Annotated in this window: 24 protein-coding genes and 1 pseudogene; 12 read left to right on the top strand and 13 right to left on the bottom strand. The window is 71.2% G+C overall.

Annotated elements, in window-relative coordinates; all coding sequences use genetic code 11:
* Window positions 1-47: 47 nt before the first annotated feature.
* The gene (locus ACWD26_RS02965; RefSeq protein ID WP_451265571.1) at window positions 48-1,481 is read left to right on the top strand and encodes a multidrug effflux MFS transporter; all 1,434 of its coding nucleotides are present in this window, start codon (window positions 48-50) and stop codon (window positions 1,479-1,481) included.
* On the top strand, window positions 1,409-2,620 hold the full coding sequence (locus ACWD26_RS02970) for a serine hydrolase domain-containing protein (RefSeq protein ID WP_451265573.1): 1,212 nt from the start codon (window positions 1,409-1,411) through the stop codon (window positions 2,618-2,620). Before ACWD26_RS02965 ends, ACWD26_RS02970 begins: the two co-directional genes overlap by 73 nt.
* Here the strand turns inward: ACWD26_RS02970 and ACWD26_RS02975 are convergent.
* Entirely contained in the window at window positions 2,607-3,008 is a 402-nt protein-coding gene (locus tag ACWD26_RS02975) for a DNA-binding protein (protein WP_451265575.1), read from the bottom strand. The genes ACWD26_RS02970 and ACWD26_RS02975 overlap by 14 nt on opposite strands.
* Entirely contained in the window at window positions 3,005-3,253 is a 249-nt protein-coding gene (locus ACWD26_RS02980; protein ID WP_451265577.1) for a hypothetical protein, read from the bottom strand. Before ACWD26_RS02980 ends, ACWD26_RS02975 begins: the two co-directional genes overlap by 4 nt.
* Before the next feature lie 103 nt (window positions 3,254-3,356).
* Between ACWD26_RS02980 and ACWD26_RS02985 the strand changes: the two genes are divergently transcribed.
* From ACWD26_RS02985 to ACWD26_RS02995, 3 genes are all read left to right on the top strand, one after another.
* Window positions 3,357-4,358, top strand: coding sequence for a small ribosomal subunit Rsm22 family protein (locus ACWD26_RS02985; RefSeq protein WP_451265579.1), 1,002 nt, complete (start codon window positions 3,357-3,359; stop codon window positions 4,356-4,358).
* A gap of 96 nt (window positions 4,359-4,454) precedes the next feature.
* Window positions 4,455-4,928, top strand: coding sequence for a GNAT family N-acetyltransferase (locus ACWD26_RS02990; protein WP_451265581.1), 474 nt, complete (start codon window positions 4,455-4,457; stop codon window positions 4,926-4,928).
* Window positions 4,925-5,647, top strand: coding sequence for a VOC family protein (locus tag ACWD26_RS02995; RefSeq protein WP_451265583.1), 723 nt, complete (start codon window positions 4,925-4,927; stop codon window positions 5,645-5,647). Before ACWD26_RS02990 ends, ACWD26_RS02995 begins: the two co-directional genes overlap by 4 nt.
* Window positions 5,648-5,680: 33 nt before the next feature.
* Here ACWD26_RS02995 and ACWD26_RS03000 read toward each other — a convergent pair whose 3' ends face one another.
* Window positions 5,681-5,890 (bottom strand): DUF6243 family protein, encoded by a 210-nt coding sequence (locus ACWD26_RS03000; RefSeq protein ID WP_451265585.1) that lies wholly within the window; start codon window positions 5,888-5,890, stop codon window positions 5,681-5,683.
* A 96-nt stretch (window positions 5,891-5,986) separates the two neighbouring features.
* On the opposite strand from ACWD26_RS03000, the gene ACWD26_RS03005 reads away from it, so the two are divergent.
* On the top strand, window positions 5,987-6,616 hold the full coding sequence (locus ACWD26_RS03005) for a TetR/AcrR family transcriptional regulator (RefSeq protein WP_451265587.1): 630 nt from the start codon (window positions 5,987-5,989) through the stop codon (window positions 6,614-6,616).
* A 217-nt stretch (window positions 6,617-6,833) separates the two neighbouring features.
* Window positions 6,834-7,586 (top strand): bifunctional DNA primase/polymerase, encoded by a 753-nt coding sequence (locus ACWD26_RS03010; RefSeq protein ID WP_451265589.1) that lies wholly within the window; start codon window positions 6,834-6,836, stop codon window positions 7,584-7,586.
* 57 nt (window positions 7,587-7,643) lie between these two features.
* Here ACWD26_RS03010 and ACWD26_RS03015 read toward each other — a convergent pair whose 3' ends face one another.
* From ACWD26_RS03015 to ACWD26_RS03040, 6 genes are all read right to left on the bottom strand, one after another.
* Window positions 7,644-8,702, bottom strand: coding sequence for a hypothetical protein (locus ACWD26_RS03015; protein WP_451265591.1), 1,059 nt, complete (start codon window positions 8,700-8,702; stop codon window positions 7,644-7,646).
* A complete protein-coding gene (gene efeU / locus ACWD26_RS03020; RefSeq protein WP_451265593.1) occupies window positions 8,659-9,534 on the bottom strand; it encodes an iron uptake transporter permease EfeU in 876 nt (291 codons plus the stop codon). Before efeU ends, ACWD26_RS03015 begins: the two co-directional genes overlap by 44 nt.
* A gap of 4 nt (window positions 9,535-9,538) precedes the next feature.
* A complete protein-coding gene (gene efeB, locus ACWD26_RS03025) occupies window positions 9,539-10,807 on the bottom strand; it encodes an iron uptake transporter deferrochelatase/peroxidase subunit (RefSeq protein WP_451265595.1) in 1,269 nt (422 codons plus the stop codon).
* 2 nt (window positions 10,808-10,809) lie between these two features.
* Window positions 10,810-11,961, bottom strand: coding sequence for an iron uptake system protein EfeO (efeO, locus tag ACWD26_RS03030; protein ID WP_451265597.1), 1,152 nt, complete (start codon window positions 11,959-11,961; stop codon window positions 10,810-10,812).
* Window positions 11,962-12,115: 154 nt separating this feature from the next.
* On the bottom strand, window positions 12,116-13,039 hold the full coding sequence (locus ACWD26_RS03035; protein WP_451265599.1) for a heme ABC transporter ATP-binding protein: 924 nt from the start codon (window positions 13,037-13,039) through the stop codon (window positions 12,116-12,118).
* Window positions 13,036-14,190, bottom strand: coding sequence for a FecCD family ABC transporter permease (locus ACWD26_RS03040; protein WP_451265601.1), 1,155 nt, complete (start codon window positions 14,188-14,190; stop codon window positions 13,036-13,038). The genes ACWD26_RS03035 and ACWD26_RS03040 overlap by 4 nt, the downstream gene beginning before the upstream one ends.
* 99 nt (window positions 14,191-14,289) lie before the next feature.
* On the opposite strand from ACWD26_RS03040, the gene ACWD26_RS03045 reads away from it, so the two are divergent.
* On the top strand, window positions 14,290-14,934 hold the full coding sequence (locus tag ACWD26_RS03045; protein ID WP_451265603.1) for a PhzF family phenazine biosynthesis protein: 645 nt from the start codon (window positions 14,290-14,292) through the stop codon (window positions 14,932-14,934).
* 227 nt (window positions 14,935-15,161) lie between these two features.
* On the opposite strand, the gene ACWD26_RS03050 is transcribed toward ACWD26_RS03045, so the two are convergent.
* Together ACWD26_RS03050 and map are read right to left on the bottom strand one after the other, a co-directional pair.
* Window positions 15,162-15,830 carry a biliverdin-producing heme oxygenase gene (locus tag ACWD26_RS03050; RefSeq protein ID WP_451265605.1) on the bottom strand — a complete coding sequence of 223 codons (669 nt, stop codon included), beginning with the start codon at window positions 15,828-15,830 and terminating at the stop codon, window positions 15,162-15,164.
* Between the two features lie 199 nt (window positions 15,831-16,029).
* Window positions 16,030-16,887: a type I methionyl aminopeptidase gene (gene map, locus ACWD26_RS03055; RefSeq protein ID WP_451265607.1), complete on the bottom strand. Its 858-nt coding sequence runs from the start codon at window positions 16,885-16,887 to the stop codon at window positions 16,030-16,032.
* A gap of 64 nt (window positions 16,888-16,951) precedes the next feature.
* Between map and ACWD26_RS03060 the strand changes: the two genes are divergently transcribed.
* The gene (locus ACWD26_RS03060; RefSeq protein ID WP_451265609.1) at window positions 16,952-17,182 is read left to right on the top strand and encodes a hypothetical protein; all 231 of its coding nucleotides are present in this window, start codon (window positions 16,952-16,954) and stop codon (window positions 17,180-17,182) included.
* Between the two features lie 433 nt (window positions 17,183-17,615).
* On the opposite strand, the gene ACWD26_RS03065 is transcribed toward ACWD26_RS03060, so the two are convergent.
* Window positions 17,616-18,902 (bottom strand): MFS transporter, encoded by a 1,287-nt coding sequence (locus ACWD26_RS03065; protein WP_451265980.1) that lies wholly within the window; start codon window positions 18,900-18,902, stop codon window positions 17,616-17,618.
* A gap of 285 nt (window positions 18,903-19,187) precedes the next feature.
* Here ACWD26_RS03065 and ACWD26_RS03070 point away from each other — a divergent pair, with 285 nt between their 5' ends.
* The 3 genes and pseudogenes from ACWD26_RS03070 to ACWD26_RS03080 all read left to right on the top strand — a co-directional run bounded on the left by ACWD26_RS03070 (window position 19,188) and on the right by ACWD26_RS03080 (window position 21,345).
* The gene (locus tag ACWD26_RS03070) at window positions 19,188-20,276 is read left to right on the top strand and encodes a sialidase family protein (RefSeq protein WP_451265982.1); all 1,089 of its coding nucleotides are present in this window, start codon (window positions 19,188-19,190) and stop codon (window positions 20,274-20,276) included.
* A gap of 67 nt (window positions 20,277-20,343) precedes the next feature.
* A complete protein-coding gene (gene npdG, locus ACWD26_RS03075; protein ID WP_451265611.1) occupies window positions 20,344-21,081 on the top strand; it encodes an NADPH-dependent F420 reductase in 738 nt (245 codons plus the stop codon).
* 23 nt (window positions 21,082-21,104) lie between these two features.
* Window positions 21,105-21,345 (top strand): annotated as a pseudogene (locus ACWD26_RS03080) (hypothetical protein).
* On the opposite strand, the gene ACWD26_RS03085 reads toward ACWD26_RS03080, so the two are convergent.
* Window positions 21,332-22,132, bottom strand: a complete 801-nt coding sequence (locus ACWD26_RS03085) for a site-2 protease family protein (protein ID WP_037704628.1) — start codon at window positions 22,130-22,132, stop codon at window positions 21,332-21,334. The pseudogene ACWD26_RS03080 and the gene ACWD26_RS03085 sit on opposite strands and share 14 nt — an antisense overlap.
* Window positions 22,133-22,272: the final 140 nt, after the last annotated feature.

Below are 22,272 nucleotides of genomic sequence, written 5' to 3' on the forward strand. Positions count from 1 at the left end.
ACGAGCTGAGAGCATAGGTGGCGGACCGAACGGAGAGGGAGGGGCACATGCCCGAGGGGCACATACCGGGCTCGGCGCAGGCCGAGTCGGACACGATGGCGGCGGGGTACGCGAAGCCGGACGCGACGGCGACACCCAGGCCGTCGAAACAGCCGGAACAGCCGGGACAGCCGGGACAGCCGGGACAGCCGGGACAGCCGGGACAGCCGGAACAGCCGAAGCCGAACACCACCGCCCTCCGCCGTACCGGTCTCCTCGTCACCCTCGTCCTCGGCGGGCTCACCGCCACCCCGCCCCTCGCCATGGACATGTACCTCCCGGCCCTGCCGGAGGTCACCAACTCCCTCCACGCCCCCGCCACCACGGTCCAGCTGACCCTCACCGCCTGCCTCGCCGGCATGGCCCTCGGCCAGCTGCTGATCGGCCCGATGAGCGACCGCTGGGGCCGCAGGCGCCCCCTCCTCATGGGCCTCGCCGTCTACATCGTCGCCACCGCGCTCTGCGCCCTCGCGCCCACCATCGAGACCCTGATCGCCTTCCGTCTGGTGCAGGGTCTCGCCGGCTCGGCCGGGATCGTGATCGCCAGGGCCGTCGTCCGCGACCTGTACGACGGCGAGGCGATGGCCCGCTTCTTCTCCACCCTCATGCTGATCTCCGGGGTGGCCCCGATCGTCGCGCCGCTGATCGGCGGCCAGATCCTCCGCGTCACGGACTGGCGGGGCGTCTTCGTCGTCCTCACGGTCATCGGCATCGCGCTCCTCGCGGTCGTCTGGGTGAAACTCCCCGAGACGCTCGCCCCCGCCGACCGTCACGTCGGCGGCATCGGCGAGACCCTGGGCGCGATGCGCGGCCTGCTCACCGACCGGGTCTTCATGGGCTACACGCTCGCCGGCGGCTTCGCCTTCGCCGCCCTCTTCGCGTACATCAGCGCCTCCCCGTTCGTGATCCAGGAGATCTACGGCGCCTCCCCGCAGACCTTCAGCCTGCTCTTCGGCGTCAACTCCGTCGGCCTCGTCATCGTCGGCCAGATCAACGGCAAGATCCTGGTCGGCCGGGTGAGCCTGGACAAGGTGTTCGCCGTGGGCCTCACGGTCGTCGCCCTCTCCGCGACCGCGCTGCTGCTGATGTCCCTCGGTGTCTTCGGCGAGGTGGGTCTGGCCCCGGTGGCGGCGGCCCTGTTCGTCCTGATGTCCGCGATGGGCGTCACCCTCCCCAACACCCAGGCGCTCGCGCTGATGCGGGTACGCCACGCGGCGGGTTCGGCGTCGGCGCTGCTGGGTACGTCGTCCTTCCTGATCGGCGCGATAGCGTCCCCCCTGGTCGGCGTCGCGGGCGAGGACACCGCCGTCCCCATGGCCGTCGTCCAGCTGTCCGCGACACTGGTGGCCGCGACCTGCTTCGTGGCACTGTGCCGTCCTTGGAACAGGCGTACGACGGTAGGTACTTCGGTGGGTACGACGGTGGAGGGAGCGGACAGCTGAGCGCGCCGAGACTGCGCACGGACACCCCGGAACGGGCCGGACTCGACCCCGAGGAACTGCGCCATCTCGTACGAGAGGTGCGCGCGCTGACGGAAGGGGACCGCCCCCGGGCCCCCGCCGCCGTCGTCCTCGCCGGACGCGGACCCGTCGTCGCCGTCGAGGAGGCGGCGGGCTGGGCGGTCCGCTACGAGGCCTACGACGAACGCGCCGACAGGGGAGTGGAGCTGCCGCCGGAGTCCCGGGTCCCCGCGACTGCGCACACCCCCTTCGACCTGGCCTCCCTCACCAAGCTCTTCACCGCCGTGGCCGCCGTCCAGCAACTGGAACGCGGCACCCTAGGCATCGACGCGAAGGTGGCGGCGTACCTCCCCGACTTCACCGGCGCGGCCGAATACGGCCTGACGGTGAGGCATCTGCTCACCCACACCTCGGGTCTGCGCCCCGAACTCCCGCTGTACGACTGCCCGTCCCAGGACGCCCGTCTGGCGATGCTGCGCTCCGAGGTGCCCACGGCTCCGCCCGGCACGACGCACCTCTACTCCGACCTGAACCTCCTGCTCCTCCAGCACGTCCTGGAACGCCTGACCGGCCGGGGCCTGGACGTGCTGATCCGCGACGGCATCACCCACCCCCTGGGCATGACGTCCACGGGCTTCGGCCCCTACCGGACGGCCGCCGCCACCGAGGACCAACGCCGCCCCTGGGCCAAGGCCGACCGGGGCATGCTCCGGGGCGAGGTCCACGACGAGAACGCCTGGGCCCTCGGCGGCGTCGCCGGCCACGCGGGCCTGTTCTCGACGGCCCGGGACCTGGCGATCTTCTGCCGCACGCTCCTGGCGGGCGGCTCCTACGGCCCCGCCCGCATCCTCGGCCCCGATTTCGTGGAGCTGATGCTGACCCCGCCGGGTCTCGGGTTCGCGCTCGACCAGCCCTGGTTCATGGGCGAGTTGGCGGGCCGGGGCGCGGCCGGCCACACCGGCTTCACGGGCACGTCACTGGTCCTGGACCGGGCGACCGACACCTTCTTGGTTCTGCTGACGAACGGGGTGCATCCGCGCCGCCGGGATCCGATCAACCCGGCCAGGGCGGCGGCGGGGACTCGGGTGGCTCGGGCGGTGCGGAGTCTCAGAGACCGATGACGTGCACGCGGTCGCCACACAGCTTGGTCATGTCGTCGACGTCGGACGTCAGTACGGCCACCGGGCCCGGCTGGCGCAGCGCCGCCTCGGCCACGGTGGCGTCGATGGCGTACCTGCGGCCGTGCAACCCTGCTGCCTTGAGGAGTCCGGCGGCCGCCCTGGCCGTCTGCTCGGTGACCGGCTCGACCCTGACCCGCGACAGCGTCCAGTTCAGGCGCGGGACGTTCATCCGTACGTGGCTGACTTCCACGATCGTGTTGGCGCCAGTCACGAGATCGGCGCTCATGGCGTGAAACACCTGCAGCATCGCGAGGACCTTGCGATCTTGCGCGACCCAGGCGGAAAGCCCCTCGGAGTCGAGGACGACCGTCTCGAAGCGTGTCTTCACGCCACATCCGTACGGTCACCGGAGTCCGTGGAGCCAAAGATCCTCGCGTGCGCCTCGGCCAGTTCCTCGGCCGTGAAGGAACCGTGCTCCGCCTGGTGGCGTCGCAGGTCGTCGCCGAGGAGTTGATGCCTGATGTGGCGGGCCACCGCGTCGGCCACGTAACCGGACACGTTGTCGGTCAGATTCCTTATTTCCGCCACCTGCTCGGTGGGCAGGGTCACGGTGATGCGCGTGGTGGCAGCCATGACGCAAGCATACTGCGGTATGCGCCTCGTGTCCGACTTCGGGCGCTGAGCGTTGAGGGCCGAGCGCGGATCGAGGCGCGGCCGTCCCTCGTAGAATCACCACGTGAACGTCCCCCTTGCCCCCGCCGACACCCTCCGCACCGCACTGTCCACCCTCCTCGACGGTCTGCCGCCCAAGTCGGCCACGCAGGCGGTGGAGCGGCTGATCACGAACTACCGGGGGCGGACGCCGACGGACGCGCCGGTGCTCAGGGACCGGTCGGACGTGGTGGCGTACGCGGCGTACCGGATGCCGGCGACGTTCGAGGCGGTGTGCTCGGCGCTGGAGGCGTTCGCGGTGGCGGTGCCCGGATGGGTGCCCGGCAGCCATGTCGACGTCGGTGGGGGTACGGGCGCGGCGACCTGGGCGGTGAGCGCGACCTGGGAGGGCGGGCGGCCGGTGACGGTGCTCGACTGGGCGGAGCCGGCGCTGGCGCTCGGGCGGGAGATCGCCGCGGCGAACCCGGGGCTGAAGAACGCCGAGTGGCGGCGCTCCCGTATCGGGTCGGCGCTCACCATCGACAGCACCGACCTCGTCACCGTCTCCTACGTCCTCGGCGAGCTGACCGCCGCCGACCGCACCGCCGTCGTCGACGCGGCCGCCACCGCAGCCCAGGCCGTCGTGATCGTCGAACCCGGCACCCCCGACGGCTACACCCGGGTCATCGAGGCCCGCGACCGCCTCGTCGCCGCCGGGTTCCACATCGCCGCGCCCTGCCCGCACAGCGCCGCCTGCCCCATCGTGCCCGGCGAGGACTGGTGCCACTTCGCCGCCCGGGTCAGCCGTTCCTCCCTGCACCGCCAGGTCAAGGGCGGCTCCCTGCCGTACGAGGACGAGAAGTTCAGCTACGTCGCCGCGACCCGCTTCCCTCCGGCCCCGGCGCCCTCCCGCGTCGTACGCAAGCCCCAGATCCGCAAGGGCCAGGTCCTCCTCGACCTCTGCGAGACGGAGCCGGCCCTCGGTCGGACCACCGTCACCAAGCGCCACGGCCTCCTCTACAAGGCGGCCCGTGACGCGGAGTGGGGCGACGCCTGGCCGCCGGCCGTGGGCGGCGACGAGCTCTGACGGGCTCCGTCCTCTCCTGCTCCTCCCTGTTCATCCCCCGTCCTCACCGGTAATTCGCTTGCGCTCCCCGCCCTCCCTGCGGCTATCTCATCGATCATGTCGACCACTGTGCGTCTGGAAGAGATAACCCCCGCCAACCTCGATGCCGCGCTCGGCGTCCGTGTCCGCCCCGACCAGGAACACCTGGTGGAGCCGGTCGTGCAGTCCCTCGCCGAGGCGTACGTCCGCCCCGGCGTCGCCTGGCCCCGGCTCATCCGGGACGGTGATCGCGCGGTCGGCTTCCTGATGGCCTTCCTCGACATCGACTGGAAGGGCGACGGGACCGGGACCGACATCCGTTCCGGGCTCTGGCGCCTCAACATCGCCGCCGACGAACAGGGGCGCGGCCACGGCCGTTTCGCCGTCGAGTCCGTCGCCGCCGAGATCCGCCGCCGTGGTGGGAGCCGGCTGTTCGTCACCTGGCACCCCGGCCCGGACGGCCCGGAGGCCTTCTACCTCGGCCTCGGCTTCCGGACGACCGGAGAGACCAGCGGGGGCCAGACCGTCGGCGTACTGGAACTGGCCGAATGACGACGCGCCTCGGTTCCCCGGGTGAGTTCTGCTGGATGGACCTCAAGACCCGCGATCTGCCCGGCACCACGGCCTTCTTCGCCGACACCCTGGGCTGGCGCTTCGCGGTGGACGAGGACGACTGGCGCCGGGCGACGAAGATCACCGCGGGGAACGGTCACCGGATCGGCGGTGTGAGCGACCTCGCGAATCCCGTCTACCCGCCGGAGACCCCGGCCCACATCGCCTTCTACCTGGCGGTCGACGACGTCGACCGCCGCACCGGCACGGCGGTGGCGAACGGGGCGCGGCTCGTCGTCCCGCCGTTCGACGCCGGCGACCAGGGGCGCATGGCCACGCTGGCCGACCCGGAGGGCGCGGCCTTCTCTCTCTGGGAGCCTCGCGGGTTCGGAGGGTGGGCGTTCCCGCCGGGAGCCACCGGCGTCCCCCACCACATGGTTCTGGCCTGCCGACAGCCGGACATGGCCCGGGACTTCTACCGCGAGGTGACCGGAACGGCCTTCGGCCAGGCCGACTTCGTCGCCGCCCAGGGACCCGGCGCGGTCACCCCCCAGTGGGAACTCGCCGTCACCGTCGAGGACTTGGGCGAGGTCGCCGCGCGCGTTCGTGCCGACGGCCGGGGTCATGCCGTGTGGCCGAACGACCCCGACCGTTCCCTACTACGGCTGAGCAGCCCGGAAGGCCTCGCCTTCCAAATGGTCCTGCCTCGGTCTCGCTGACGCGGCCGCCCCGGCGGGGCGGACCCGCCGCTGTCACGACGACTCGTCGGCCGTGCGATCACCCGCCGTGCGCCCTTCCTGGCGTTTCTCCTGCAGCTTGCGCAGCAGTTCCCGCTTCTGGGCCTGGGCGTCGAGGCCACCGCCGACGCGGCCGTTCGCGGGGCCGCCGCGCAGCGCCTGGCGGCCCAGGTTCCGGCGGGAACCGCCCACTCCCAGCATGTTTCCTGCTCCACCTCGGGTCATGACACGCTCCTCTACCGCTACGAGACGTTTCGTCTCGACTGCACCTCACCACCATCGGCGAGACGCACCGTCTTGTCAACCTGATAATTTGGAAGCATGGCCAACAAGACCGCCCCCGATTCCGCCCGGCGCAGCGAGAAGTCCCGCCGCGCCATCTACGACGCCGCCCTCACCCTCGTCGGTGAGGTCGGGTACCAGAAGACGACCATCGAGGGCATCGCCGCCCGCGCCGGCGTCGGGAAGCAGACGATCTACCGGTGGTGGTCCTCGAAGGCGGAGGTGCTGCTGGAGGCGTTCCTCGATCTGCAGGAGCAGGCCGCCGAGCAGGCCGCCGGGCCGGGCTCGGAGCCGGTGGAGTACGCCATCCCGGACACCGGCGATCTCGCGGCCGACCTCAAGAACGTCCTGCGCGCCACCGTGGACGAACTCCTCGATCCCAGGTTCGAGGCGCCCTCCCGGGCCCTTACCGCCGCAGGCGTGGTCGACGAGAAGCTGAGTGCCGACTTCGTCGGCAAGCTCCTCGAACCCCAACTGCAGCTCTACGTCCAGCGGTTGAAGGCCGCGCAGGACGCCAAGGAGGTGCGGCCGGACATCGACCTCCGCATCGCCCTCGAACTCTTCGTCGCCCCGCTCGCCCAGCGCTGGCTCCAGCGTTCGGGCCCCCTCTCGTACGAGTACACCGACACGCTCGTCGACTACGCCCTCCACGGCCTCGCACCCCGCTGAGCCGGGTCAACTCCCCGCCCGGGTGTGACCAAACCGACCAACCGGGCCTTCGGAAGGTCCGAAAATCCCGTCAAAGCGTGCAATAGCCCACCATCCCTGCCCGCACCCCGGCATCACCCCACCTACCCCGGATGCGGACTCCGGCCACCCGGGGCGCAGGATGGTGGGACCATGAAGCATGGTGTCCGCACCACAGCGAGGCGAGGCGAGGGGATAGATGAGCGCGACGTTCGGCGGCCGGAGCGGTCGGCAGGGCAGGATCTCCGAGTGGCTGCGCGCCCGTCGTACGAGCCGCCCGCTCGGCGAGGCCACCGACGACGCCGGCCGTGAGGAGCTGCTGCTCGCCGCAGCCGCCGCCGGACTCCCGCTCGCGCCCGCCGCGTACCCCTCGGGCTACCGGTGCTCCTGTGACCGCGTCGGCTGTCCCACTCCCGCCCGGCACCCGGTGTCGTTCGCCTGGCAGACGCAGTCCACCACCGACCGCGCCCAGATCGAGCGATGGGCCAGGCACCAGCCGCAGGCCAACTTCATCACCGCGACCGGCATGGTCCACGACGTGCTGGACGTACCGCTCGCCGCCGGCCGTGAGGCCCTGGAGCGGCTGCTCGCCTCCGGGATCGAGGTCGGGCCCGTCGCGGAGAGCGAGTCCGAGTCCGACGACGGACGGCTCCTCTTCTTCACCTCCACCCGAGGCACGCCCGAGGACGAGGACGAGTGGTGGCCCTGTGAGCTGGACTGCCATCCGGAGACCATGGACGAGCACCCGGGCCTGCGTTGGCACTGCCGGGGGTCGTACGTCCTCGTCCCGCCCGCCCAGCTCCCCGGTGACCTCGCCGTCCACTGGGTACGCGGCCCCGAGCACCCGCTGCCGGACCCGCTGACCCTGCTGGAGATCCTCACCGACGCCTGCTCCCGCCACGTGGGCGAGGAGCAGGACCACACGCACTCGGCCTGGCCCTCCAGGGGCTGACCCCCGCCCCCGGTCAACGGCGGCCGGACAGCGCCCCGTCCCGGGAGCCGCCGGCGCTCACTCGCCCTTCGCCCCCGTGAGCCCGCCCACCTGGCTCAGGAACTTCACCTGCTGGTCCGACTCCGTCTTCGCCGGGTCGAGCACCGCCTGGTTGTTCACGAACTCCAGGGTCAGCGACTCCTTGGGCTCGCCCGTCATCAGCGCCCGGACGGCCGCGTCGTTGACCGGGATGTCCACACCCTGCGCGGCGGTCTGCTTCTGGTAGTGGCGGGTCGTGAAGAAGACCAGCGCCCCGCCGTCCGTGGTGCGCAGCCCGACCGGCGCGTAGTCGCCGTTGGTGAGGGCCTCGTCGATGTACTGCCGTGCCAGGCCCGGCTTCTCCGCGTTCCGCTGGCGCCGGGCACGCTCCTCGGAGGTGTACGGGCCGTCCGCGAAGAGGGCGCTGTCCTCCTTGAGGTAGGTCACGTACTTGTCGGGCAACACCGCGGGCGTGACGGAGAGTTCGGGGTCGTCCGGCGTGACCACCTGGGCGTAGCCGTTCTCGTCCTTCTTGAACTCGGGCATGTCCTTGGCGGCCACGATCGTGAGGAAGGAGACCTCCCACAGATCGGTCAGCCCGTCGCGGGTGAAGACGAACAGCCAACGGGCCGTCTTGTCACCCTTGTTGGCGGTGGCATCGGCCAGGAACCAGCGCGGCCAGGCCGCCTTCTCCGGGATCGTGTACTTGACGTCGGCCAGCTTCAGCGCCACATGGTTCGGGTTGCCGCCCGGGTTGGTCTTCGCGCCCGAGCGGAGCTTGCCGCCGTCGATGTCGGCGAGCGCGCCGGTCACCCGGGAGGCGTCCTGGGACTGGTCGTACGCCTTGTCCGCCTTGTTGTACGCGGTGGTGAAGTCCTGCAGCGCGCGCTCCGCCTCCGCCTGTGTCGCCGTGGGCACGACCTCCAGGTCGCCGCGGACCACCACGCACCCGCTCGCCGTCAACGACAGCGCGGTCACCGCAGTGGTCATCAGCACGCCACGGCCGTACGAACGCAGTCCGGGGAACCTCCCCCGCGTACGAACCGGACGAACCTCACGAAGCCTTCGTGGGCTCCGCATCCCGCGAACCCTGCTCATCAGGAATCTTCACCTTCCCCTTCCCGGAGGCGAACCCTACCGGGGCGAGGAACAGCGCGAGCGTCGGGATCAGATAGAGGAGCCAGACCGTGACTTGGAGGACGGTCGGGTCGGGCTGGAAGTTGAAGACGCCCTTCAGGAGGGTGCCGTACCAGCTGTCCGGCGGGATCGTCCCGGTGATGTCGAACGCCTTGTCCGTCAGACCGGGCAGGAAGTCGGCCTCCTGGAGGTCGTGGAAGCCGTACGCGAGCACACCGGCCGCGACCACGACGAGCATGCCGCCGGTCCAGGTGAAGAACCTAGCCAGGTTGATGCGCAGCGCACCCCGGTAGAACAGCCAGCCGAGCACCACCGCCGTCGCCAGGCCCAGCAGGACGCCGACCAGCGGGCCCTCGGTGCCGTCGCTCGACGCCCGCACGGACGTCCACACGAACAGGGAGGTCTCCAGGCCCTCCCGGCCGACCGCCAGGAACGCGGTCGCCACCAGGGCGCCCGTGCCCATCCGCAGGGCCGCGTCCAGCTTGCCGTGCAGTTCGGACCTCAGATGGCGGGCCGTGCGCCGCATCCAGAAGACCATCCAGGTCACCAGGCCCACCGCGATGATCGACAGCGAGCCGCCGAGCGCCTCCTGCGCCTGGAACGTCAGCTCCTGGGAGCCGAATTCGAGGACGCAGCCGAAGCCGAGGGCGAGCGCCACGGCGACGCCGATGCCGATCCAGATGGGCTTCAGCGCGTCCCGGCGGTCCGTCTTCACCAGATAGGCGATGAGGATGCAGACGACGAGACTGGCCTCCAGGCCCTCCCGCAGACCGATCAGATAGTTGGCGAACACGACGTCAGCCTTCTTCTGTTGTCGGGGAGGAGAACAGCGCCCGTCCCCACCAGTCGTCCGCGTCCCGGACGCCCGGCGGCACCGCGAAGATCGCCGAACCCACGTGCTGGATGTACTCGTTGAGCGCGTCCGTCGCGAGATTGCGCTGGATCGGGATGAACCCCGTCCGCACGTCACGCTGGTACGCGAGGAAGAACAGGCCCGCGTCCAGGCGGCCGAGACCGTCCGTACCGTCGGTGAAGGAGTAACCGCGCCGCAGGATCGTCGCCCCGCCGTTGGAGTCGGGGTGCGTGAGCCGGACATGCGCGTCCGGCAGCATCGCCTTCAGGAACGGCTCGTCCCGTTCCTTCGCCTTGCCGACCGGGGCGCCCTCGCCCTTGTCCCGGCCGAACACGTCCTCCTGCTCCTGGAGCGAGGTCCGGTCCCAGGGCTCGATGTGCATGCGGATACGGCGGGCGACGAGATATGAACCGCCGACCATCCAAGACGAGTTCTCGTCGATGTCCTTCTCGCCCACCCAGACGTGCTTCTTCAGCCGGGCGGTCTCGGTGCCCGCGATGTTGCGGGTGCCGTCCTTGAACCCCATGAGGTTGCGCGGGGTCTGGGCCTCCGGTGTGGTCGAGGAGGTCTTGCCGAAGCCGAGTTGGGACCAGCGCACGGAGACCTTGCCGAAGCCGATGCGGGCGAGGTTGCGGATGGCGTGGACGGCGACCTGCGGATCGTCCGCGCAGGCCTGCACGCACAGATCGCCGCCGCTGCGGGCCCTGTCCAGGTTGTCGCCGGCGAACTGCGGCAGGTCCACCAGCGCTTCGGGCCGCTGCCCCGCGAGCCCGAACCTCTCGAACAGCGACGGCCCGAAGCCGATCGTCAGCGTCAGCCGGGACGGCCTCAGCCCCAGCGCCTCGCCGGTGTCGTCCGGCGGAGCCTCCGCCAGACCGCCGTACGCGCCCTCGCCGACCGTCCTCCCGGCCGTCATCCGCCGCGCGGCGGCCGTCCAGTCCTTCAGCATCGTCACGAACGCCGCCCGGTCGTCCGTCTCCACGTCGAACGCGGCGAAGTGCAGCCGGTCCTGCACGGGCGTGGCGATACCGGCCTGGTGCGCGCCGTGGAAGGCGACCGCCGCCCCGGCGGTGGGGGCCGCGTCGTCGCCCGTACGTGCCACGGCGACCGCGCCGCCGGCCGCGGCGGCACCGAGCGCGAGCCCTGCGCCGCCCCAGCCGATGAGCGAACGCCTCGACGGAGTACGGGAGTCGGGGGAGTCCTCGGCGGTCATCGTCACTTCACCACCGCGGCCGCGAGCTGCGACAGGGGCTCGGCGAGCGCGTTCACCGCGTCCGACAGCTCCTTGCGCCCGTCCTCGCCGACCTTGTCGTAGGAGACGAAGTCATAACCCGTCTTGTCCGCACGGTACTTGTCGAGCAGTGTGTTCAGCGCCGTGAACTGCTTGTCCAGCTCCTTCGTCAGCTCCGGGTCGTTCTCGGCGGCGACGGACCTCAGCAGCTCGTACGACTCCTCGGCGCCCTCGACGTTCGCCTTGAAGTCGACGAGGTCGGTGTGCGAGTAGCGCTCCTCCTCGCCGGTGACCTTGCCGGTGGCGACCTCGTCGAGGAGCTCCTTGGCGCCGTTGGCCATGGAGGTCGGGGTGATCTCGGCCTTGCCGACCCGCTTCTGCCAGTCCTCCAGGTCGGTCACCAGCTGGTCGGCCAGCTCGGAGTCGCGGTCGGTGAGCTTGCCGTCCTTCCACAGCGAACGCTCCAGACGGTGCCAGCCGGTCCAGTCCTTCTCCGGGTCCTGGCCCTCCTCCAGACCGTCCTCGCGCACATCCACCTTCGGGTCGATGTCCCCGAACGACTCGGCGACCGGCTCGGTGCGCTCCCAGCCGATACGGGAGGGCGCGTACGCCTTCTTCGCGGCCTCGATGTCGCCGTCCTTGACGGCCTGGGCGAAGGCCTTCGCCAGCGGGACGGTCTCGTCGGCCTGGGCCTGCGCGTACTTGCGGTAGGAGGCCACGGCCTCGTCGAGCCGGGGGTCGCGCTTCGCGACCTCGCCGCCGCCGGTGGCCGTGACGTCCTGCCGGATGCCGTCGCCCTTCATGCCGGGCTTGCAGGCGATCCGGTAGTCACCGGCCTTCACCTCGGCCGTGACCTTCTGCCTGGTGCCCGGCCCGATGTTCTCGCGCTCGGTGACCACCCGGTCGTCCGGGAAGAGGAGGTAGACCTCGGTGACCTTGGAGCCCTTGTTCTCGATGTCCAGCTCGACGTGCCCCGCCGGGAACTCCTTCTTCGACACCGCGCACTCGGTGTCGGTCGCTGTCACCGCGATGACGCCGTCCGCGCCCGCCCCGCTCTTCTCGGTGCAGCCGGTGACGGCGGCCAGGGCCGCGACGGTCGTGGCGGCGGTGACGACGGAGAGTCTGAGGGGGCGCATTTCGGCTCCAAGGGAGTGCACAGGGGACACACAGAGAAGGTGAGGCCGCCCTTAGTTATCTGAGGCTTACCTCACCAAATGCTGTGCTCCCAGTGAAACCCTCCCGCCCCGAACCGTGCGAGCACGGCCCGATCACGGTGGCTCAAAACAGCCCTCATGATCCGGTCAAGTGCCGGTCAAGAGGCTCATTTCGCGGCCAAGAACCCCGTTTCGGTGTGATCAGGACATCACCGGTCCGTGGATGTGGGAACACCTCGACCGGCTGCCGGTACACCTCCGACAGCAGCTCCTCCTCGAAGACCCCGGCCGGCGGGCCGTCCGCCGCGATCCGCCCGTCACGCAGTACGGCCACCCGGTCCGCGTACGCCGCCGCCAGCCCCAGATCGTGCAGCACGACGACCACCGCGTCCCCGGCCCGCGCCCGAGCCCGGCACACCCGCAGAACCAGCTCCTGGTGCCTGAGGTCCAGCGCGGCCGTCGGCTCGTCCAGCATCAGCAGCGGGGCCCGTTGGGCGAGGACCCGGGCCAGCGCCACCCGGGCACGCTCGCCGCCGCTCAGCGCGGAGAAGGGGCGGGCCGCGAAGGCGGTGACCTCGGTGACGGCCATCGCCTCCGCCACCGCTGTGTCGTCGGGGTCCTCCTCGTCGTACACGGCCGGCTGCCGCGCCCAGGGGGCCCGGCCCATCCGTACGACCTCCTCCACGGTGAACGGGAACGACAGCGTGGCGGCCTGCGGCAACACGGCCCGCCGCAGGGCGAGTTCGGGCGCCGACCACTCGCTCACGGGCCGCCCGTCCACCCGTACGATCCCGTCGTCGACCGGCAGATCGGCGGCCAGGGCGCCCAACAGGGTCGACTTCCCGGCCCCGTTGGGTCCGACGAGCGCGAGCACCTCACCGGCACGCGCGGCGACGGACACGGCGTGGAGCACCTCCCGGGCGCCGAGCCGGACCGTCACGTCCTCGGCCTCGGCGAGGACGTCACCGGGGGCGGACGGGGAGGGGGGAGTGGGGGCGCCCGAACCCAGGCGCACCCTGAGGAGTGCCCGCAGCGACTCCCTGTTCGTCCTGGACGTCATGCCCAGCCTCCCTGCTTGCGGCGGGTTCTGCGGAGCAGCCAGAAGAAGAACGGGCTGCCGATCAGGGCGGTGAGGACGCCGAGGGGGAGTTCGGCGGGCTGGACGATCGTGCGGGCCGCGAGATCCGCCGCCAGGAGCACGACCGCCCCGGCGAGCGCGCTGCCCGGGATCAGGAACCGGTGCCCCGGCCCGGCCGCCATCCGCAGCAGGTGCGGAATGACGAGCCCGACGAACCCGATGACCCCCGACACGCTCACGGCGGCGGCGGTGAGCAGCGCGACGACCAGGATCAGCACGATCCGCAGCCGCTCCACGTCCACCCCGAGGTGCCGCGCCGGCCGCTCACCCAGCGCCAGAAGGTCCAGCTTCCGCGCGTAGAGGGGCGCCACGGCCAGCCCGATCACCGCGCACGGCAACACGGCCAGCACTTTCGGCCACGTCGACTGCGCGAGCGAACCCAGCTGCCAGAAGGTGATCTGGTTGACGGCCGCGGTGTCCTCCGCCAGGAAGATGAACAACCCGATCGTGGCCCCGGCGAACGCGTTCACCGCGATACCGGTGAGGATCAGCGTCACGACCTCCGTACGGCCGCCCGACCGGGACATCGCGTACACGACGAACACGGTGACGAGACCGGCGACGAACGCGAACACCGAGACCGTCCAGTTCCCGAGGAACGCGATCCCGAACGCGATCGTCGCGACCGCGCCCACCGCCGCGCCCAGCGAGACCCCGATGACACTCGGCTCCGCCAGCGGGTTCCCGAAGATCCCCTGCATCAGCGCCCCCGCACACCCCAGCGACGCGCCGATCAGCAGCGCCAGCACGATCCGCGGGAACCGCACGTTCCACAGCACCGACTCGGGGACGCGTGCCAGCTCCGCCCCGCCGAGCCCGATCCGGTGGGCGACCGAGGAGATCACGTCACCGGTGGGGATGGGATAGGCCCCGAGCCCGCCCGCGACGGGAACCAGGACGAGGAGGGCGACGAGGAGGCCGACGGTGAGGAGGAGCGGAGCGCGACGGCGCCCGGGGGCGGCGGACGGGTCCCCGTCACGTGACGTGCGGCTCCCCGTCGCCCCGTCGGACCCGTCGGACCCGTCGGATCTCTCCGGCTCGACCGGCTCGACGCGCTTGTCCAGTACGGTCACTTGGTCCTCTCAAAAGGATGAGGTCGGTCTCCTGATCGCCGCCCGGCCGTACGGTGACCTGGGACGACCCGGTGGCCCGGTTGATGTTTCAATGCGTGCGTGACTGACTTCGACGTGCTGCGGGTCTTCTGCGGCCCCCGTGGCGGATACGGCAACGAACTGGGCGTCGTCCGCGAGGGCTCCGTGATGCCCGACCGCGCCGACCGCCAGGAGTTCGCCGCCAAACTCGGCTTCAGCGAGACCGTGTTCGTGGACGACCCCGAGCGCGGTGTCATCGACATCTACACCCCCTCGCTGCGCCTGCCCTTCGCCGGATACCCCTGCGTGGGCGCGGCCTGGCTGCTCGACGTACCCGAACTCGTCACCCCTGCGGGTGTCGTCGGGGCCCGGCTGGACGGGGAGTTCAGCTGGATCGAGGCCCTGCCTGAGTGGGCCCCGCCCCGCACGTTCCGCCAGTACGCCTCCGCCGCCGAGGTCGACGACCTGCGCGTCCCGCCGCCCGGCGACTGGATCTACGCCTGGGCGTGGGAGGACGAGGCCGCCGGCCGCATCCGCGCCCGCGCCTTCCCCGGCCGCGGCGACGGCATCGACGAGGACGAGGCCACGGGCGCGGCGGCGCTGCAGTTGACGGCCCAGCTGGGCCGCGCCCTGAACATCACCCAGGGCACGGGCTCACAGCTGCTCACAGCCCCGCAGCCGCACGGCTGGGTGGAGGTCGGCGGCCGGGTGTTCCTGGAACGCTGACGAGCGCGCTGCGGCAGTCAGGCAGGCGGGCGAGGCGCTGGTCGCCGAGCGGCCGGGGGCCTTCGGGAACAGGGGGCACCCCATGCTTTTGGCCGAGCGGCCGGGGGGCCTTCGAGAGCAGGGGCACCCCATGCTTTTAAGGGGCGCGGGGAACTGCGCGACCAGCCCCCACGCACCCGCACGGAACCCACGACCGAATCGCCCCCCCGGCCCCACCAGCGGAGCGTTCACGCACTCAACGGAAACTCGGCACCCAAGGCAAGAAAGACCGCGGTGTTGGCCGCGAACGCCCGCTTGCACTCGCTCACGATCCGCTGCTTCTCCAGGTCATCCGCCCGTACCCGGTCCAGCAGCTCCCGGTAACCCCGCTTGAACGCGGCCGGGTTGGTGATCTCCTCGAAGACGTAGAAGCGGACGCCGTCGCCCTTCCTGGCGAAACCCCACGTCTTCTCGGCCCGGTCCCGGATGATCTGCCCGCCGGAGAGGTCGCCGAGGTACCGCGTGTAGTGGTGGGCCACATAGCCACCGGGCCAGGTGCGCGCGCACTCGGCGACCCGCGCCGCGTACTCCTCGGTCGCCGGCAGCGCCGTGAGCGTCGCGCGCCAGCCGGGCCCGCGCAGATGCTCCAGGTCCCGCTCCAGCGCGCCCAGCCGCATCAGCTCGGGCTGGATGAACGGCCCGGCGACCGGGTCGTCGGCCAGCGCGGGCGCCGCGCTCTCCAGCGCCTCGTACACGAACCACAGCTGCTCGGTGTACCGCGTGTACGCCTCGACGCCGAGTTTGCCGCCCAGCATGTCGCCCATGAACGTCGTTGTCTCCGCCTCGGTGTGCTGCTCGTGCGAAGCGGTGCGGATGAGCGTGGAGAACGCTGTGTCCGATGTGACCGACGCGTTCATGAAGGCCTCCGGTGCCGATGAGGGATGGACGAGAACCTGACGCCATTTTTTATGGTTAGGCTTACCTAAGTCAACAGGTTCCCGACTCCCTGTCGGTAAAAACGGTACCCCGGATTCCCACCGGCTCCACATGGAATTCGCGCAAGAAGAAACCCGCCTCAGGCCGGAGCCGGGGGCGGGTCGTCGAGTGGGACCGGGTCTACGGCAGCGTGAGGATCTCCGCGCCGGTCTCCGTCACCACCAGCGTGTGCTCGAACTGGGCGGTGCGCTTGCGGTCCTTCGTCACGACCGTCCAGCCGTCGTCCCACATGTCGTAGTCGTGCGTCCCGAGGGTGAGCATGGGCTCGATCGTGAACGTCATCCCGGTCTGGATCACCGTGGTGGCGTGCGGGGAGTCGTAGTGCGGGACGATCAGCCCGGAGTGGAACGACGAGTTGATCCCGTGCCCCGTGAAGTCGCGCACGACCCCGTACCCGAACCGCTTGGCGTACGACTCGATGACCCGCCCGATGATGTTGATCTGCCGCCCCGGCCTGACAGCCTTGATGGCCCGCGCGAGGGACTCCCGGGTCCGCTCGACGAGCAGCGACGACTCGTCATCCACGTCCCCCACCAGGTAGGTCGCGTTGTTGTCGCCGTGGACGCCGCCGATGTACGCCGTCACGTCCAGGTTGACGATGTCGCCGTCGCGGAGCACGGTCGAGTCCGGGATGCCGTGGCAGATGACCTCGTTGACCGAGGTGCACAGCGACTTGGGGAAGCCGCGGTAGCCGAGGGTCGACGGGTAGGCCCCGTGGTCGCACATGTACTCGTGCGCGACCCGGTCCAGCTCGTCCGTGGTGACCCCGGGAGCGATGTGCTTCGCCGCCTCGGCCATCGCCCGCGCCGCGATCCGGCCGGCGACACGCATCGCCTCGATCGTCTCGGGTGTCTGCACCTCCGGCCCGGTGTACGGAGTCGGGGCGGGCTTGCCCACGTACTCGGGTCGGCGGATGTTTCCCGGGACGGCGCGGGTGGGGGAGAGCTTCCCCGGTGCGAGCAGCGACTGGCCAGACATGTCAGCGAGTTTAACCAGCGGTGGTGGGGGACCATGTCGGTAGGACTGTGAAGGGACTCAGGTCATGCCCCTGTTCAAACGGCGTACGGTCGGCAAGCCCGGCGAGTGGTTCTACTGCCTGGAGCACAAGAAGGTGGAAGAGGGCCCCGACTGCCCCGGCAAGGACCGCATGGGCCCCTACGCCTCCCGCCAGGACGCCACCCGGGCGATGGAAACGGCCCGCGAACGCAACACGGAATGGGAAACGGACCCGCGCTGGCACGACGCCCCCACGGGCCACACGGACGCCGACTGACCCCGCCAAGGCCCCCTCCCGAGCCACAGCGAAGCGCCCCGGAGCCCCGCCCGGTACGACCGGGCGGGGCCCGACCGGAGTCACGGCCGGCAGCCGCCGACGGCGTGGGGCCCCCACGGGAGACCGGTACCTGTCGCCTCGGAGTCACGGGCGGTGCGGGTGGGAAAGGGGGGCGGGTGGAGTCACGGCCGGCAGCCGCCGACGGCGTGGGGCCCCCACGGGAGACCCGTACCTGTCGCCTCGGAGTCACGGGCGGTGCGGGTGGGAAAGGGGGGCGGGTGGAGTCACGGCCGGCAGCCGCCGACGGTGTCGGGCCCCCACGGGAGACCCGTACCTGTCACCTCGGAGTCACGGGCGGTGCGGGTGGGCAAAGACGACCGGCGGAGCCACGGTCCGCAGGGGCCGATGGTGGGCCGCCCCCACGGGATACCCGTCAGCCGGGAGTCCCCGGCGGCCCGGCCGGGCAAGCCGCCCGCCGCTCACGCAACCGCACCGCATGCTCATTCGTCCGCACGTCGTACACCATCAGCTTCGGCAGACACAGCGCCAGCAACCCCACCGCCCCCACGCACAACACCCCACCGGCCCACACGGACGCCCGTACGGAGGTCCACGCGGCCATACTCCCCGCCCGCACCTGCCCGAGCTGAGGCCCGACCGAATACGACAGCAACTCGATCCCCGCGAGCCGCCCACGCAACTCGTCCGGAATGGTCTGATTCCACATCGCGGCCCGAAAGATCCCGCTGACCATGTCGAAGGCACCCCCCAGCACCAGAAAGGCCAGCACCAGCCACACGTCCCGCACCGCCCCCGCCGCCACCACCGACAGCCCCCACAACGCCGCCGCCAGCACCACCACCCGCCCATGCCGGTGCACCCGAGACGTCCACCCACTCGTCAGCGTCACCAGCAACGCCCCCGCCGGCAACGCCGCGTACATCAGCCCGAGCGACCACTCCGCGTCCAACTCGTCCGCGAGGAACGGCAGCAGAGCCAGCGGCATCGCCAGAAACATCGCGGCGAGATCGACGGCGTACGTACCGAGCAGCTCCTTACGGCTCCACGCGTACCGCGCCCCCTCCGCGATGGACCGCAACGACGGCTTCGCGGCCTCGTGCGAGGCGGGGGAGGGGGCGAGCCCCACGGCCAGCGCGACCGACACCACGAAGGTCGCGAGGTCCGCCGCGTACGCCCAGCCGAGCCCCGCGTACGCCACGACGACGCCGGCCAGGGCCGGTGCCGCCACCCCGCCCACCGTCCAGCGCAGCGAGTTGAGCGAGGCGGCGGCCGCCAGATGCTCGTGCGGGACGATACGGGGCGTGATCGAGTCCAGGGCCGGCCGCTGGACCGCGACCAGCGCGGAGGACAGGGCGGCGACCAGGTACAACGGCCAGACCAGCGGCTCCGGCAGCAACGCGTTCACCAGCAGCCCCGCGCACAGCACCCCCTGCCCGACCTCGCTCCACAAGATCAGCGCCCGCTTGTCGAGCGCGTCCGCGAGGGCCCCGCCGTACAGCCCGAACACGACCAGCGGCACGAGTTCGACGGCCCCGATCGCCCCGACCGCGACGACCGACCCCGTCAGCTCCTTCATCTGCACGGGCAGCGCCACGAACGTCAGAAAACTCCCGAAGTTCGTGATCAGCCCCGCCAGCCACAACCGCCGAAAGTCCACGGACGCCCGCCAGGGCGCGAGATCGGGCAGCAGCGCGAGCAGCCGAGAGGACGATCCGGGCGCCGACACGGCGGCCGGCGCGGGAGCGGAAGAGGAGTCATCGCGAGAAGCCACGACCGCCCATGCTCAGCCGCGCCCGACTCCCCGGGCAACCGCTTTTCCAGGAGGCGGGCGGGGGAGCCCCGCCGCAACCCACCACTCGTGACCCGCTGTTCACCCCGAATTAGCCCGAGCCGGGCACTCAGGTCGCGTCAGGAACGCGGCCCCCACGCCGCACCGGCTCGAGCCGCAGCCGGCACCCCCACCCCTGGAGCCCTTGTGACCCTCGTGACCTCCACGCCCGAGATCGAGACCAGTACCCCCTTCCGTGCCGGCCGCGAGGGCTACGCCAGCTTCCGGATCCCGGCGGTCGTCGCCACCCGCTACGGAGACCTGCTCGCCTTCTGCGAGGGAAGGGTCGGCGGACGGGAGGACTTCGGCAACATCGACATCGTGGTGAAGCGGTCGACGGACGGCGGCCGCACCTGGGGCCCGCTCCAGGTCGCGGCCAAGAACGGCGACGCCCTCGCGGGCAACCCCGCCCCCGTCGTCCTCGACACCGGCCGGCTCCTGCTGGTCCACGTCCGCAACGCCGCCCTCGCCACCGAGGACGCCATCCGGCGGGGCGCGGTGAGCGCGGCGGACGGGCGACGCGTGTGGGTGCAGCACAGCGACGACGAGGGGGCGACGTGGTCGAGCCCCGGGGAGATCACAGAACAGACCAAGCGGCCCGAGTGGCGGTGGTACGCCACCACGCCCGGCCACGCGCTCCAGCTCTCCACCGGCCGGGTCGTCGTCCCCGCCAACCACTCGCTCCCGCCCGCCGGCACGGACAACGGCACGGAGGGCAAGTACAACGGCGGGCACTGCCTGCTCAGCGACGACCGGGGCGCCACCTGGCGCATCGGGTACGTCGACGACAACACCGACGGCTACATCAACGTCAACGAGACCACCGCCACCGAACTCCCCGACGGCCGCGTCTACTTCAATACCCGCAACGACTCCCCGGCCCCCGGCACCCGCGCCGACGCGTACTCGCGGGACGGCGGTGAGACCCTCGTCAAACCCTTCCGGCCGCAGGCGGGCGTCGTCGGACCGGTCGTCGAGGGCAGCGTCCTCCAGCTCCGCGACCCCGACCTGCTCCTCTACTCCGGCCCGGCCGACCCCGGCTTCCGCGCCCTGATGACCGTCCGCGCCAGCACCGACCACGGCGTCACCTGGCGTCCCGTACACACCGTCGACGGTCTGCCCGCCGCGTACTCCGATCTCGTCCGCGTCGACGAGGACACCGTCGGACTGCTCTACGAGACGGGCGACTTCAGCGCGTACGAGACGATCACGTTCCGCCGCATCCCCCTCGCGGGCCTCGCCTGAGCCGCTCCGCTGCCCGTGACCGCATCCTGACCGCCACCCGCGACGGGAGCGCACGTAAAGTCGGCCCATGACCTCTACTGACAGTGCACAGCAGCCCACCGAGCAGGCCGCCGGGGCTTCCGCGAAGGCCCCGGCCAAGGACCCCTGGGACCTGCCGGACGTGTCGGGGCTCGTCGTCGGCGTGCTCGGCGGCACCGGGCCGCAGGGCAAGGGCCTCGCCTACCGTCTCGCCAAGGCCGGCCAGAAGGTGATCATCGGTTCGCGGGCCGCCGACCGTGCGCAGGGCGTCGCCGAGGAACTCGGACACGGCGTCGAGGGCGCCGACAACGCCGAGACCGCCCGCCGCAGCGACATCGTGATCGTCGCGGTGCCGTGGGACGGGCACGCCAAGACCCTCGAATCGCTGCGTGAGGAACTGGCCGGCAAGCTCGTCGTCGACTGCGTCAACCCGCTCGGCTTCGACAAGAAGGGCGCCTACGCGCTGAAGCCGGAGGAGGGCAGCGCCGCCGAGCAGGCCGCCGCCCTGCTGCCGGACTCGCGGGTCACCGCCGCCTTCCACCACCTCTCCGCCGTCCTCCTCGAAGACCCGGACATCGAGGAGATCGACACGGATGTGATGGTCCTCGGCGAGGTGCGGGCCGACGTCGAGATCGTGCAGGCGCTGGCGGGCCGTATCCCCGGGATGCGCGGCATCTTCGCCGGTCGGCTCCGCAACGCCCACCAGGTCGAGGCCCTCGTCGCCAACCTGATCTCCGTGAACCGCCGCTACAAGGCCCACGCGGGACTCCGCCTGACCGACGTGTAGCCGACGCACGCGGGCCCTCGGGCATGGGGGACACTGGACGCCGTACCACCCCGTCCAGCCGCGCCCCAGGAGCCGACCCCCATGCCCCGCCTCGCCGTGTACGCCCTCGCCGTCTGCCTCCTCGCGGTCACCGCCGCCGTGGTCTCCTTCGCCCGGGGCAGCTGGCTGGGTGTGGTGTGGGTGCTGATGGCGGGCCTGTCGTCCAACATGACCTGGTACTACCTGCGCAAGGCGAAGGCCGAGCGGTCCGTCACATGCCGGTGAGGCAGATGTCGCTGTCCTCGCGCCAGAAGCGGTAGAGCCAGTAGCCACAGTCGGACAGCTGGTCCTCGATGCCCAGGCCCCGCATGAACGCGTCGATCACGTCCCAGAACACACCGTTCACCGCCGGGATCCACAGGACCGCGAAGACGAGCAGCAGCCCGAAGGGCGCGAGCGGCTCCACCTGACGGCGGATCTTGTACGACAGCCAGGGCTCGATGACGCCGTAGCCGTCCAGGCCGGGCACCGGCAGGAAGTTCAGGATCGCCGCCGTGACCTGGAGCATCGCGAGGAAGGCGAGCGCGAAGAGGAACGCCGCCGGCACGCCGTCCGTGACGCCCAGCCAGAAGGGCGCCGTGCAGACCGCCGCGAACAGGACGTTCGTCAGGGGGCCGGCCGCCGAGATCAGGCTGTGCTTCCAGCGGCCCTGGATACGGCCGCGCTCGATGAACACCGCGCCGCCGGGCAGACCGATACCGCCCATGATCACGAAGACGACGGGCAGCACGATGCTGAGCAGGGCGTGCGTGTACTTCAGGGGGTTGAGGGTGAGATAGCCCTTGGCGCCGATCGAGATGTCACCGCTGTGCAGGGCGGTGCGCGCGTGGGCGTACTCGTGCAGACACAGCGAGACGATCCACGCCGAGGTCACGAACAGGAAGACGGCCAGACCGGGCTGCTCGGCGAACCCGGTCCACGTGGCCCATCCGGTGACCGCCATGACGGCCACGATCCCCACGAAGACGGGGCTGATCCTCCGGTCGCTCCGGCGGGACGCGGCGGTGGTCATGGGACTCCTAGCTGTTTCGATCACTCGTACGGACTGCCCGACGGTACCGGGCACACGGCGAAAACGTCTCGCGATCGCCTCCTGGTTCCTAGGAAGGTGGGAGGACGCCCGGTCGACGGTCGTACGAAGCGTCCGACTCG

The organism is Streptomyces sp. NPDC002787 (genome assembly GCF_053592095.1).

Bases quoted from the DNA above. Each gene is read 5' to 3' on its own strand.
- map (WP_451265607.1), bottom strand. From the start codon at position 16,887: ATGTCTGGCCAGTCGCTGCTCGCACCGGGGAAGCTCTCCCCCACCCGC.
- ACWD26_RS03005 (WP_451265587.1), top strand. From the start codon at position 5,987: ATGGCCAACAAGACCGCCCCCGATTCCGCCCGGCGCAGCGAGAAGTCC.
- ACWD26_RS02995 (WP_451265583.1), top strand. From the start codon at position 4,925: ATGACGACGCGCCTCGGTTCCCCGGGTGAGTTCTGCTGGATGGACCTC.
- efeB (WP_451265595.1), bottom strand. From the start codon at position 10,807: ATGACCGCCGAGGACTCCCCCGACTCCCGTACTCCGTCGAGGCGTTCG.
- ACWD26_RS03000 (WP_451265585.1), bottom strand. From the start codon at position 5,890: ATGACCCGAGGTGGAGCAGGAAACATGCTGGGAGTGGGCGGTTCCCGC.
- ACWD26_RS03015 (WP_451265591.1), bottom strand. From the start codon at position 8,702: ATGAGCAGGGTTCGCGGGATGCGGAGCCCACGAAGGCTTCGTGAGGTT.
- ACWD26_RS03010 (WP_451265589.1), top strand. From the start codon at position 6,834: ATGAGCGCGACGTTCGGCGGCCGGAGCGGTCGGCAGGGCAGGATCTCC.
- efeO (WP_451265597.1), bottom strand. From the start codon at position 11,961: ATGCGCCCCCTCAGACTCTCCGTCGTCACCGCCGCCACGACCGTCGCG.
- ACWD26_RS03050 (WP_451265605.1), bottom strand. From the start codon at position 15,830: ATGAACGCGTCGGTCACATCGGACACAGCGTTCTCCACGCTCATCCGC.
- ACWD26_RS03060 (WP_451265609.1), top strand. From the start codon at position 16,952: ATGCCCCTGTTCAAACGGCGTACGGTCGGCAAGCCCGGCGAGTGGTTC.
- ACWD26_RS03035 (WP_451265599.1), bottom strand. From the start codon at position 13,039: ATGACGTCCAGGACGAACAGGGAGTCGCTGCGGGCACTCCTCAGGGTG.
- ACWD26_RS02980 (WP_451265577.1), bottom strand. From the start codon at position 3,253: ATGGCTGCCACCACGCGCATCACCGTGACCCTGCCCACCGAGCAGGTG.
- npdG (WP_451265611.1), top strand. From the start codon at position 20,344: ATGACCTCTACTGACAGTGCACAGCAGCCCACCGAGCAGGCCGCCGGG.
- ACWD26_RS02965 (WP_451265571.1), top strand. From the start codon at position 48: ATGCCCGAGGGGCACATACCGGGCTCGGCGCAGGCCGAGTCGGACACG.
- ACWD26_RS03085 (WP_037704628.1), bottom strand. From the start codon at position 22,132: ATGACCACCGCCGCGTCCCGCCGGAGCGACCGGAGGATCAGCCCCGTC.
- ACWD26_RS02990 (WP_451265581.1), top strand. From the start codon at position 4,455: ATGTCGACCACTGTGCGTCTGGAAGAGATAACCCCCGCCAACCTCGAT.